The sequence below is a fragment of the Isoptericola sp. NPDC056578 genome (assembly GCF_042793275.1).
Classification (GTDB): domain Bacteria; phylum Actinomycetota; class Actinomycetes; order Actinomycetales; family Cellulomonadaceae; genus Isoptericola.
In genome coordinates, this window is sequence record NZ_JBHTVC010000035.1 from 1 (window position 1) to 12,386 (window position 12,386).

11 protein-coding genes are annotated in these 12,386 nt (G+C 73.7%); 10 read left to right on the forward strand and 1 reads right to left on the reverse strand.

Translation table 11 applies throughout. The features are described from left to right. Positions 1 to 133: 133 nt before the first annotated feature. Complete coding sequence (locus ACFQ80_RS14180; protein ID WP_430564108.1) at positions 134 to 1,654, forward strand: peptide MFS transporter; 1,521 nt, start codon at positions 134 to 136, stop codon at positions 1,652 to 1,654. Between the two features lie 57 nt (positions 1,655 to 1,711). Here the strand turns inward: ACFQ80_RS14180 and ACFQ80_RS14185 are convergent, their stop codons facing one another. Further along, positions 1,712 to 2,287, reverse strand: a complete 576-nt coding sequence (locus tag ACFQ80_RS14185; RefSeq protein ID WP_430564109.1) for a DoxX family protein — start codon at positions 2,285 to 2,287, stop codon at positions 1,712 to 1,714. A 259-nt stretch (positions 2,288 to 2,546) separates the two neighbouring features. On the opposite strand from ACFQ80_RS14185, the gene ilvD (ACFQ80_RS14190) reads away from it, so the two are divergent. From ilvD (ACFQ80_RS14190) to ACFQ80_RS14230, 9 genes are all read left to right on the forward strand, one after another. Continuing rightward, positions 2,547 to 4,409, forward strand: coding sequence for a dihydroxy-acid dehydratase (ilvD, locus tag ACFQ80_RS14190; RefSeq protein ID WP_430545873.1), 1,863 nt, complete (start codon positions 2,547 to 2,549; stop codon positions 4,407 to 4,409). 84 nt (positions 4,410 to 4,493) lie between these two features. Then, positions 4,494 to 5,402, forward strand: coding sequence for a tryptophan 2,3-dioxygenase (locus tag ACFQ80_RS14195; RefSeq protein ID WP_430550355.1), 909 nt, complete (start codon positions 4,494 to 4,496; stop codon positions 5,400 to 5,402). After that, a complete protein-coding gene (locus ACFQ80_RS14200) occupies positions 5,399 to 6,451 on the forward strand; it encodes an amidohydrolase (protein ID WP_430564110.1) in 1,053 nt (350 codons plus the stop codon). Before ACFQ80_RS14195 ends, ACFQ80_RS14200 begins: the two co-directional genes overlap by 4 nt. Continuing rightward, on the forward strand, positions 6,448 to 7,710 hold the full coding sequence (locus tag ACFQ80_RS14205) for a kynureninase (RefSeq protein ID WP_430564111.1): 1,263 nt from the start codon (positions 6,448 to 6,450) through the stop codon (positions 7,708 to 7,710). Before ACFQ80_RS14200 ends, ACFQ80_RS14205 begins: the two co-directional genes overlap by 4 nt. Before the next feature lie 43 nt (positions 7,711 to 7,753). After that, on the forward strand, positions 7,754 to 8,197 hold the full coding sequence (locus tag ACFQ80_RS14210; protein WP_430564112.1) for a hypothetical protein: 444 nt from the start codon (positions 7,754 to 7,756) through the stop codon (positions 8,195 to 8,197). Positions 8,198 to 8,248: 51 nt separating this feature from the next. Then, positions 8,249 to 9,985, forward strand: a complete 1,737-nt coding sequence (ilvD, locus tag ACFQ80_RS14215; protein ID WP_430564113.1) for a dihydroxy-acid dehydratase — start codon at positions 8,249 to 8,251, stop codon at positions 9,983 to 9,985. A gap of 58 nt (positions 9,986 to 10,043) precedes the next feature. After that, positions 10,044 to 10,610, forward strand: coding sequence for a pyridoxamine 5'-phosphate oxidase family protein (locus ACFQ80_RS14220; RefSeq protein ID WP_430564114.1), 567 nt, complete (start codon positions 10,044 to 10,046; stop codon positions 10,608 to 10,610). 39 nt (positions 10,611 to 10,649) lie between these two features. Continuing rightward, positions 10,650 to 10,964 (forward strand): 4a-hydroxytetrahydrobiopterin dehydratase, encoded by a 315-nt coding sequence (locus tag ACFQ80_RS14225; protein WP_430550349.1) that lies wholly within the window; start codon positions 10,650 to 10,652, stop codon positions 10,962 to 10,964. Positions 10,965 to 11,009: 45 nt separating this feature from the next. Continuing rightward, positions 11,010 to 12,338 carry a VOC family protein gene (locus ACFQ80_RS14230; RefSeq protein WP_430564115.1) on the forward strand — a complete coding sequence of 443 codons (1,329 nt, stop codon included), beginning with the start codon at positions 11,010 to 11,012 and terminating at the stop codon, positions 12,336 to 12,338. Positions 12,339 to 12,386 lie beyond the last annotated feature (48 nt).

Genomic DNA, 12,386 nt, shown 5'->3' on the forward strand with positions numbered 1-12,386 from the left:
CTCAACAACGCCGACAACCGCAAGGTGATCCTCCCCCGCCGCTCACCGCGGCACCACCTCTCCACCGGGCGCCCGGCCCCCCCGACCGGGGCGCCCGGTCGCCGTCGTCTCCCGCCGGTGCGAGAGTTTTTTCATGACCGATCAGGCAGCGGCGCCGTCGCACCCGGAGCACGAGGGCGACCGCGCGTTCTTCGGGCACCCGCGCGGCCTCATGACCCTGGCCGGCACGGAGCTGTGGGAGCGGTTCAGCTACTACGGGATGCGCGCCATCCTCCTGTACTACCTGACCGACACGGTGGCCAACGGCGGCCTCGGGATGGACGCCACCACCGGCGCCGCGTTCGTCTCGATCTACGGCACGTCGGTGTACCTGCTGTCGGTGGTCGGCGGCTGGCTCGCCGACCGGATGATCGGGGCCCGGCGCGCGGTGCTGTACGGCGGGATCGTCATCGCCGCCGGCCACGTGTCGCTCACCCTGCCCACGTACGGCTTCTCCATGCTGGGGATCGGCCTGGTCGCGTTCGGCACCGGCCTGCTCAAGCCCAACGTGTCGTCGATGGTGGGCGAGCTGTACTCGCGCGACGACGAGCGTCGCGACCCGGCGTTCTCGATCTTCTACATGGGGATCAACATCGGGTCGTTCTTCTCCCCGCTGATCGTGGGCGTCGTCGAGCAGGCGTGGGGCTACCACGCGGGCTTCGCGGTGGCGGCGATCGGGATGGCGTTCGCGCTCGTCTTCTTCGTCGGCGGCTACCGGTACCTCGGTGCCGCAGGGACGGACGTGCCGAACCCGATCACGCCCGAGGACCGCCCCTCCGTGGTGCGCCTCGGGCTCTACGTGGTCGGCGCCATCGTCGTGGCCGCCGCACTGGCCGCCGTCGTCGCCGGGGGCTGGGCCGTCGAGACGTTCATCGACGCCGTGTCGTACCTCGCCCTCGTGACGCCGGTCGTGCTGCTCGTCGTGATGTACCGCTCGAAGCGCGTGACGGCGGCCGAGCGTCCGCGCGTCGTCGCGTACGTGCCGCTCTTCGTCGCCGCGATGCTGTTCTGGATGATCTTCGAGCAGGCGGCGACGACGCTCGCGGCGTTCGCCGCCGACCGCACCCAGCTCGAGCTGTTCGGTATCAGCCTGTCGCCCGCCTTCTTCCAGTCGGTCAACCCGGCGTCGATCATCATCCTGGCGCCGGTGTTCGCGTGGATCTGGACGAAGACGGGGGACCGGCCGCCCACGGCGTACAAGTTCGTCATCGGCCTGACGCTGGCGGCCCTGTCGTTCCTGTTCCTCGCGGGGATGTCGGCCGTCTTCGCCGACGAGCTCGCCCCGCCGTGGGTGCTCATCGGGGTCTACGTGATCCAGACGCTCGGCGAGCTGTGCCTGTCGCCGGTAGGGATCGCGGCGACGACGCTGCTGGCGCCGCGAGCGTTCCGCGGCCAGGCGATGGCCCTGTGGTTCCTGTCGTCGGCCGCCGGCCAGGCGATCACCGCGCAAACCATCGAGGCGACCGAGGGGGTCTCCGACACCGCCTACTTCGGCGGCATCGGCGTGGTGGCGCTGGCGTTCGCGGGGGTCCTCCTGCTGCTGGCCCCGTGGGTGACGCGGCACATCCGCCACGCGGACGAGCTGGAGCACACCCACAGCGCCGGCGCGTCCTGACCGCGCCGGCGCCGTGGGGGGCACCGGGTGCCTCGGGCGGCTCCGGGCGGCTCCGCGTCAGCGCAGCCAGCTCGCGCTGCCGGGCACCGGCGAGGCGGCCCACGCGCGGCCGAGGCCCCAGGTGTCGCCGGCGCGGGTGAGCGCGAGAGCGGCCAGCAGCGCCGTGAAGACGAGGTGCTGGTCGACCAGCGGGTTCTGCGAGCCGGCGGCGAAGGGCCACGTCGAGAGCCACAGCGTGAGCATGAGCAGCCCGCCCGCCACAGCGGCCACGCGCAGCCCGATGCCGAGCAGGAGCGCGATCCCCGTGCCGAGCATCCCGAGCATGAACAGCCAGTCGACGGCGGGGCCGCTCAGCGCGGCGAACCCGGAGGCCAGTGGGCTCTCGATCGAGCTCAGGTAGCCCTCGGTCGGCGAGCTGCCCGCCACCCAGGCCCGCTCGTCCGGCGTGGCGTACCCGAGGCCGAAGGTCTTGTCGGCCACGGGCCACAGGAACACCACGGCCAGGAGGATGCGACACAGCGCGAGGGCGCGTCGCGCGCCGGGCCGGGTGACGACGCGGTCGGCGTCCTCCCCGTTGCGGGCGTGGTCGGTGACGGTCGTGCCGGTCGTGCTGCCTGCGGCGGTCGCGGTCATGAGTGAGCTCCCTGATCGTGGTGCGCTGCGTGGTGCCTGCGAGATGGACGTGGTGCGTCCGATTTGGACGGATTGCTGATGAACCTGGGACAACTTGCCAAGGTCTCCGGCGCGTCGCAACCATTTCGTGACCTTCGGATCGTTTCAGCAGGTGAACCGACCACTGGGCGGACGGATGCCCGCGATGCGGGACAGCGGGCGTAGCGTGCTCGTGCGCGTCGTCCGCGACGGCGCGGCAGAACTCGTCGAAGGAGCTGACATGAGCCGTCCCCTGCGCTCTCGGACGTCCACCCACGGCCGCAACATGTCCGGTGCCCGCGCGCTCTGGCGCGCCACCGGCATGGGCTCGGAGGACTTCGGCAAGCCGATCGTCGCGATCGCGAACTCGTACACGCAGTTCGTCCCCGGTCACGTCCACCTCAAGGACATGGGCGACCTGGTCGCCTCGGCGATCCGCGAGGCGGGCGGCGTGTCCAAGGAGTTCAACACCATCGCCGTGGACGACGGCATCGCGATGGGCCACGCCGGGATGCTCTACTCGCTGCCCAGCCGCGACCTCATCGCGGACTCGGTCGAGTACATGGTCAACGCGCACTGCGCCGACGCCCTCGTGTGCATCTCCAACTGCGACAAGATCACGCCGGGCATGCTCAACGCGGCGCTGCGGCTCAACATCCCGGTGATCTTCGTGTCGGGCGGGCCGATGGAGGCCGGCAAGGCCGTCGTCGCCGACGGCGTCGCGAAGACGCCCCTGAACCTCATCAACGCGATCAACTACTCGGCCGACGACAACGTGTCCGACGCCGCGCTGGCCCAGGTCGAGGAGAACGCCTGCCCGACGTGCGGCTCGTGCTCCGGCATGTTCACGGCGAACTCGATGAACTGCCTCACGGAGGCGCTCGGGCTGTCGCTGCCGGGCAACGGCTCCACGCTGGCCACGCACGCCGCCCGCAAGGAGCTCTTCCTCGAGGCGGGTCGCACCATCGTCGACCTCGCGAAGCGCTACTACGAGGACGAGGACGACTCCGCCGCCCCGCGCTCGATCGCCACGAAGGCGGCGTTCTCGAACGCCATGGCGCTCGACGTCGCGATGGGCGGCTCCACCAACACGGTGCTGCACATCCTGGCCGCGGCCCAGGAGGGCGAGGTCGACTTCGACCTCACGGACATCGAGGCGATCAGCCGCCGCGTGCCGTGCCTGAGCAAGGTGGCGCCGAACCACCCGGACTTCCACATGGAGGACGTGCACCGCGCCGGCGGCATCCCCGCGCTGCTGGGGGAGCTGGACCGTGCGGGCCTGCTCGACCACGACGTCACCTCCGTGCACACGCCCACGCTGCGCGCGTGGCTCGACGACTGGGACGTGCGGGGCGGCAAGGCCACCGAGCGGGCGCAGGAGCTCTTCCACGCCGCCCCCGGCGGGGTCCGCACCACCCAGGCCTTCTCGACGTCCAACGTCTGGGAGAGCCTCGACACCGACGCCGCGAACGGCTGCATCCGCGACCTCGAGCACGCGTACACCGTGGAGGGCGGCCTGGCCGTGCTGCGCGGCAACCTCGCCGAGGACGGCGCGGTCTTCAAGACCGCGGGCGTCGACCCCGACGTCTTCCACTTCGTGGGGAAGGCCCTCGTCTGCGAGTCGCAGGACGACGCGGTCGAGAAGATCCTCACCAAGCAGGTCCAGCCGGGCCACGTCGTCGTCGTGCGCTACGAGGGCCCCGCCGGGGGCCCCGGCATGCAGGAGATGCTCTACCCGACGTCGTTCATCAAGGGCCGCGGCCTGGGCAAGGTCTGCGCCCTCATCACCGACGGTCGGTTCTCCGGCGGGTCGAGCGGCATCTCCGTGGGGCACGTGTCGCCCGAGGCGGCGGCCGGCGGCACGATCGGGCTGATCGAGGACGGGGACGAGATCGAGATCGACGTCGACACCCGACTGATCCGCGTCAACGTGCCGGACGAGGTGCTCGCCGAGCGTCGCGCCAAGATGGAGGCCCGCGAGAACCCGTGGCAGCCGCTGAACCGCGACCGCTACGTCTCCCCGGCGCTGCAGGCGTACGCCGCGATGGCGACGTCGGCCGACCGCGGCGCGGTGCGCGACGTGTCCCTCATCGCGCGCCGCTGACACCGCGGACCCTCGACGGCGCCCGCCCCGACCCCGCGCCCGGGTGTGGGCGGGCGCCGCGCGCGCTGCCTTAGGCTCCGGGGCATGGTCGACCAGCCCGAGCCCCCCGCCGCGCCCCCTGCCCCGTCCAACGAGCGCGAGCTGGAACCGGGGATCGTCACGGACCTGCGCGAGCGCATGACCTACGGCTCGTACCTGCACCTGGACACGCTCCTGGCCGCGCAGGAGCCGATCAGCAGCCCCGCGCACCACGACGAGATGCTGTTCATCGTGCAGCACCAGACCACGGAGCTGTGGCTCAAGCTCGTGCTGCACGAGCTGGTCTCCGCGCGCGACCTGCTCGCCGCGGACGAGCTCGGCGCGGCGCTCAAGCGCATCGCCCGCGTCAAGCACGTGCAGCGCACGCTCACCGAGCAGTGGTCGGTGCTCGCGACGCTCACGCCCAGCGAGTACGCCCAGTTCCGTGGCTTCCTCGGGAACGCGTCCGGCTTCCAGTCGTGGCAGTACCGGGCGGTCGAGTTCCTGCTGGGCAACAAGAACGCCCGCATGCTCGCGGTGTTCGACGCCGAGCCCGAGGCGCAGGCAGAGCTCGCGCGGCTGCTCGGCGAGCCCAGCGTGTACGACGAGTTCCTGCGCTACCTCTCCCGCCACGGCCACGACGTGCCGCGACGCGTGCTCGAGCGCGATGTCACGACCGCGCACACGCTCGACGACGATCTGGTCGAGGTGTTCCGCCGGATCTACGCCGACCCCGAGTCGGACTGGTCGGCGTACGAGACGTGCGAGGAACTCGTCGACCTCGAGGACAACTTCCAGCTCTGGCGCTTCCGCCACATGAAGACCGTGCTGCGCATCATCGGCACCAAGCGGGGCACCGGGGGCTCCAGCGGCGTCGGCTTCCTCCAGCGGGCGCTCGACCTCACCTTCTTCCCCGAGCTCTTCGCCGTGCGCACCGAGCTCGGCCCGACGGCCGGACCGGGCGCCCGGTCGTGACCGGAGCGCTGGTCGTGCCCCCGGGTGTCGCCCCGGTCGGCCTCCCTGCCGACGTCCCGCCCGAGGTGCGGCGCCGGCTGGGGGAGGGCGGCACGCTGCTGCCGCCGTTCACGGACGCGCACGTGCACCTGGGGCTGGTGGACCCGGCGCCGCTGCGTTCCCGCGGCGTCGCCGCGGTGCACGACCTGGGCTGGATCCCCGACGACGTCGCGGCCCTGGCCGCCGACCCGGCGCTGCCGCGCGTCGCGTACGCGGGCGCGTTCCTCACCGCGCCGGGCGGGTATCCGAGCGACCGGTCGTGGGCGCCCCCGGGAGCGGTCGAGGAGGTCGCCGACCCGGCCGCCGCTGTCGCGGCCGTGGACCGGCAGGTCGCGGCGGGCGCGTCGTTCGTCAAGGTCGCCCTGCACGGCGACGCCGGCCCGGTGGCCGACGACGCCACCCTGGCCGCCGTCGTCGGACGGGCGCACGAGCGCGGGACCGACGTCGTCGCGCACGCCGAGGGGCCGGGCCAGGCGGTGCGAGCGTTCGAGGCGGGAGTCGACCGGCTCGCGCACGCGCCGTTCAGCGAGCGCCTGCCCGACGAGCTGCTCGTCGCGATGGCCGCCGGCAGGGCGACGGGTGGGCCGACGGGGCGACGGTCGATGACCTGGCTCAGCACGCTCGACATCCACGGCTGGGGCGACCCGACGCGCGAGCACGAGGTGGCGCTGGACAACGTGCGCCGCTTCGTCGCGGCCGGCGGACGGGTCCGGTACGGCACCGACCTCGGCAACGGTCCGCTGCCCGTGGGGCTGAACGCCCGCGAGCTCGCCGCGCTCGCGGCGGCCGGACTCGGCCGGCGGTCGCTGCTCGTCGCGCTGGTCGGCGACGAGCCGCCCGCCGGCCTCGTGTCGTTCGTGCCCGGCCCGGCGCCCGCCCCGGCCGACCCGGGCGCCGTCCACGCCGCCTGGCTCGCCCGCGCGACCGTCCTCGACGTCGCCGACCTGCGGGACCCGGACTTCGCCCCGCCTGCCGACACCCACCCGCCCGCCGACGGAGGAGCCGCATGACCGAGAACGCCACCGCCCGCGCCGCCACGCTGGACGCCGCCGACCCGCTGGCGCGGTTCAAGGCCGCGTTCGTCGACTCCACGGAGGTGACCGCCTACCTCGACGGCAACTCGCTCGGCCGCCCCACGAAGGCGTCGGCCGAGCGGCTCGCCCGCTTCGCGCCCGACGTGTGGGGCGCGCGCCTCATCCGCGGCTGGGACGAGGAGTGGTACGACCTGCCCCTGCGCGTCGGTGACCGTATCGGCACGGTCGCGCTCGGCGCGGCGCCGGGCCAGACGTTCGTCGGCGACTCGACGACGGTGATCCTCTACAAGCTGGTGCGGGCCGCGCTGGCGTCCCCGCGCGTCGCCGGGCGCGACGAGATCGTGCTCGACTCCGGCAACTTCCCGACCGACCGCTTCGTCCTGGAGGGTGTCGCGCGCGAGCACGGCGCCACGCTGCGCTGGATCGCCCCGGACCACGACGGCGGCGTCACGCCCGAGCAGGTGTCCGCCGTCCTGTCCGACCGGACGGCGCTCGTGGTGCTCAGCCACGTCGCCTACCGCTCCGGGTACGTGAGCGACGCCGCGGAGATCACGCGGCGTGCGCACGGCGCCGGGGCGCTCGTGCTGTGGGACCTGTGCCACTCCGCCGGCGCGGTGCCCGTCGCGCTGGACGCGTGGGGTGCCGACCTCGCCGCCGGGTGCACGTACAAGTACCTCAACGGCGGGCCCGGGTCGCCCGCGTTCGGCTACGTCCGCGCCGACCTCCAGGAGGAGCTCACCCAGCCGATCCAGGGCTGGATGGGCAGCGACCAGCCGTTCGAGATGGGCCCCGCCTACGCGCCGCACGCCGGGGTGCGACGATTCCTGTCGGGCACCCCCGCGATCGTCGGGATGCTCGCGATGCAGGACATGCTCGACCTCCTCGCCGACGCCGGGCTGGACGCCGTCCGCGCGAAGTCGGTGGCGCTCACCCGGTTCGCCCTGGAGCTGGTGGACGACCTGCTCGTTCCGCTCGGCGTCCGGGTCGCGTCGCCGCGCGACGACGACCGGCGGGGGAGCCACGTGACCGTCGACCACGACGCGTTCGCCGACACCCTGCCGCTGCTGTGGGAGCGGGGCGTCATCCCCGACTTCCGCCGGCCGAACGGGCTGCGCCTCGGACTCTCGCCGCTGTCGACGTCGTTCGACGAGCTGCGCGTCGGCGTCGAGGCGGTACGCGACGCGCTGGTCGAGGTCACCAGGGCGCGCGAGCAGGAGCCCTCCCGACCAGCATGAGGGCGAGGCGGCGCCGCGCCGCCCGGACCGAGGGAGCGCACGCATGCACGAGGTCGTCGCCCGGACGCCTCGTCAGACCCGGCTGTTCTGGGGGCTGCTGGTCACCTGGACCTGCGTGCTCGCGGTGAACACCGCGCGGCTGGCCGGCGGCGCGGACCGGTCGACCGTCGTCCTGGCCGTCGTGGCCGCGCTCGGGATGGTGGCCGCGCTGGCGCAGCTCGTGGCGTCCAGGAGCGGGCAGCTCGTCCTGACCGACGACGAGCTCCGGGTGGAGCGGCGTCGTCGCCCTCTGGCGATCCCCCGCGCCGACGTCCGCGCGGTGCGCGGCAACCTCCGGGACCGGCCCACCTGGTCCGACCAGGTCATCGTCGAGCACGCCGGGGGCGAGACGCGGCTGCCGCGGTACGACCTCGCGCCGGGCCTCGTGATCGCCCGCCTGCAGGAGTGGGCCCGCGTGGGCGAGCGCCCGGACGGCGCCGCCGGCTGAGGGATCGTCGCCCGCCGCGACCACGGGCGGCGCCGCTCCTACAGTGAGTCCATGAGCGCCGACGCCCCAGCCACCCCGGACCTCACGACCGATCGCGCACCGGATCTCAAGCCCCGCTCCCGCCAGGTCACCGACGGCCTGGAGGCCACCGCCGCGCGCGGCATGCTGCGCGCCGTCGGCCTCGGGGACGCCGACTTCGCGAAGCCGCAGATCGGCGTCGCGAGCTCGTGGAACGAGATCACGCCCTGCAACCTGTCGCTCGACCGGCTGTCGCAGGCGGTGAAGCACGGCGTGCACGCCGGCGGCGGCTACCCGCTCGAGTTCGGCACCATCTCCGTCTCCGACGGCATCTCCATGGGGCACGAGGGCATGCACTTCTCGCTCGTGTCGCGCGACGTCATCGCCGACTCCGTGGAGACGGTGATGCAGGCGGAGCGGCTGGACGGCTCGGTCCTCCTCGCGGGCTGCGACAAGTCGCTCCCGGGCATGCTCATGGCGGCCGCGCGCCTCGACCTCGCGAGCGTGTTCCTCTACGCCGGCTCGATCATGCCCGGCTGGGTGAAGCTGTCCGACGGCACCGAGAAGGACGTGACGATCATCGACGCGTTCGAGGCCGTGGGGGCCTGCGCGCGCGGGCTGATGAGCGAGGAGGACGTCGGCCGGATCGAGCGCGCGATCTGTCCCGGCGAGGGTGCGTGCGGCGGCATGTACACGGCGAACACGATGGCGTCGGCCGCCGAGGCGCTCGGCATGTCGCTGCCCGGGTCGGCCGCGCCTCCGTCCGCCGACCGCCGCCGCGACGCGTTCGCGCAGGCGTCCGGCGAGGCGGTCGTGGAGCTGCTGCGGCGCGGCATCACCGCGCGGCAGATCCTCACCAAGGAGGCCTTCGAGAACGCCATCGCCGTGGTGATGGCGTTCGGCGGCTCGACGAACGCGGTGCTGCACCTGCTCGCCATCGCGCACGAGGCCGAGGTGGAGCTCACCCTCGACGACTTCTCCCGCGTCGCCGACCGCGTGCCGCACCTCGGCGACCTCAAGCCGTTCGGCCGGTACGTCATGAACGACGTCGACCGCATCGGGGGCGTGCCCGTGGTGATGAAGGCGCTGCTCGACGCCGGGCTGCTGCACGGCGACTGCCTCACGGTCACGGGCCGCACGGTCGCGGAGAACCTCGCGGACATCGACCCGCCCGACCCGGACGGCAAGATCCTGCGTGCCCTCGACCGGCCGATCCACCCCACGGGCGGCATCACGATCCTGCACGGGTCGCTGGCCCCCGAGGGCGCGGTCGTGAAGTCGGCGGGGTTCGACTCCGACGTCTTCGAGGGCACCGCCCGCGTCTTCGAGCGCGAGCGGAGCGCCCTGGACGCGCTGGAGGACGGCACCATCACCGCCGGCGACGTCGTCGTCATCCGCTACGAGGGCCCCAAGGGCGGCCCGGGGATGCGCGAGATGCTCGCCATCACCGGCGCGATCAAGGGCGCCGGCCTCGGCAAGGACGTGCTGCTCATCACCGACGGGCGGTTCTCCGGCGGCACCACCGGGCTGTGCGTCGGGCACATCGCGCCCGAGGCCGTCGACGCGGGGCCGATCGCGTTCGTGCGCGACGGCGACCGGATCCGGCTCGACGTCGCGAGCAAGACGCTCGACCTGCTGGTCGACGACGCCGAGCTCGCCGCCCGCCGGACGGCGGACTGGACCCCCGTGCCGCACGGCTACACCCGCGGGGTGCTCGCCAAGTACACGAAGCTGGTGCAGTCCGCGTCCAAGGGTGCCGTGCTGGGCTGAGCGCCCACCACCCGGTCGGCCGTCGACCGGCCGCGGCCCGCGCGGCAGGATGGCGCCCATGGGAAAGGTGCACGAACGTATCGACGGCCGGTTGCGGGGCTTCGTCGAGTCGCAGCACGTGTTCTTCGTCGCCACCGCCCCGCTCGCCGGGGACGGGCGCTTGAACGTCTCGCCCAAGGGGGTCGACGGGTCGTTCGTCGTGGTCGACGAGCACACCGTGGCCTACCTCGACCTCACGGCGTCGGGCGCGGAGACGATCGCGCACCTGCGCGAGAACGGCCGGATCACCCTCATGTTCTGCGCCTTCGACGGGCCCCCGAACATCGTCCGCCTGCACGGCCGGGGGCGCGTCGTGACGCTGTACGACGACGAGTACGCGTCGTGGGAGCCGCGGTTCACCGAGCGGCGCGGGGCGCGGGCCGTGATCGTGGTCGACGTCGAGCGGGTCTCCGACTCCTGCGGGTACGGCGTGCCCCTGCTCGACTACGCGGGCGAGCGCGACCTGCTGCCGCCGTTCATGGACCGCAAGGGCGCCGACGGGCAGGCCGACTACCGCCGGCAGAAGAACCGCACGAGCATCGACGGCCTCCCGGCGTTCGACGACGACCCCCTGCCCGCCGGCTGACACCGCGCGAACGGTGCGCGGTCGGGCCATGCTGGGCGCATGACCGACTCGATCACCCCGCGACAGTTCGCCCACTCCGACGGCGTCGGCGACTGGCACGCGGACGAGGGCTCCGCGTGGGCCGTGTTCCGCAGCGGGTCCTTCGCCGCCGGGGCGCGGTTCGTGGACGCGATCGCCGAGATCGCGGACGCCGTGAACCACCACCCCGACGTGGACCTGCGCTACGGCACCGTCCTGGTCCGCACCTCGTCGCACGACGCCGGCGGCCTGACGACGCGCGACGTGGACCTGGCCCGGCGGATCAGCGACGCCGCGGCCGAGCTGGAGCTGCCGGTCGAGACGTCGCGGCACTGACGCCGTCGGTCACCGCAGCCAGGACGCCGACGGACGGGGGAGGCCATGCCCGACGAGATCACCGCGGCCGGGTTCGAGGCCGCCGGGGGCACCGAGGACTGGCGTGCCCTCGCCCGCGGCGCGAGCGCCCTCTTCCGCACGCGTGCTCCCGGCGAGGGCGCCGTCCTCCTCGAGCGCGTCCGCGTGCTCGCGGACGCCGCGAACCACCACCCGGACGTCGACCTGCGGGCGGGCGGCGTCGTCGTGCGCGTGCTGTCCCACGACGTCGGCGGCCTGAGCGAGCGCGACGTCGCGCTGGCCCGGGAGGTCTCCGCCGCGGCGGCGGATCTCGGGCTCGACGCGGACCCTTCGGCCGTGCAGGACGTGGAGCTGACCGTCGACGCCGCCGACCGCGAGCAGGTCATGCCCTTCTGGGGAGTGGTCCTCGGGCACACCCGCTCCGGGGCGGACCTCCTCGACCCGCACGGGCGGTGGCCCGGCGTCTGGTTCCAGGCCATGGACGAGCCGCGGCCCCTGCGCAACCGGCTGCACCTCGACGTCTTCGTGCCCCACGACGTGCGGCAGGCGCGCGTCGACGCGGCGCTCGCGGCCGGGGGGCGGGTCACGACCGAGGAGTTCGTGCCGCACTGGTGGACGCTGGCGGACGCGGAGGGGAACGAGGCGGACGTCATCGCCTGGGAGGGGTTCGAGGAGGACCTGGCCGACGGCCTGCTCACGCCCGCGGAGTTCCGGGCGGCGGGCGGCGTGGAGGACTGGCGGGTGCTCCTGGGGGCCAGCGCGTACTACGCGACGGGCGGCTTCGACGCGGGCGTCGAGCTGGTCGCCCGGGCGGCCCGCGCGGCCGAGGAGGCCGGCGTGCCGCTGTTCGCCGACCTGCGGTACTCCGGCGTCACCCTGCGCGTCGGACCGCCCGAGGACGGCTGGATCGGCCCCGCCCGGCTCGGGGTGGCGCAGCGGGCGCAGGCCGCCGCCCGCGACCTCGGGCTGCGCGCCGAGCCCGCCGTCCTGCGCGACGTCCAGCTCACGTTCGACGCCCTCGACGTCGACGCGGTGCGCCGGTTCTGGGCGGCGGCGCTCGGCTACACCGAGCGCGGGACGACGGACCTGTACGACCCCCTGCTGCGCGGTCCCTCGGTGTTCCTGCAGCCGATGGCCGAACCGCGCGAGCAGCGCAACCGGGTCCACGTGGACGTCATGGTCCCCGCCGACGTCGCCGACGCACGCGTGGCCGCCGCCGTCGCGGCCGGCGGCACGGTCGTGCGGGACGCGGAGGCGCCGTTCTGGCGCACGGTCGCGGACCCCGAGGGCAACGAGGTGGACATCGCCGTGATCCCGGGGCGTGCCGAGGCGTGGGCGGGCGAGCCGGCCGGGTGAACCGTCGCAGCAGGGTCAACCTCGGGTAGCGGGGACCTTTCGCCCACG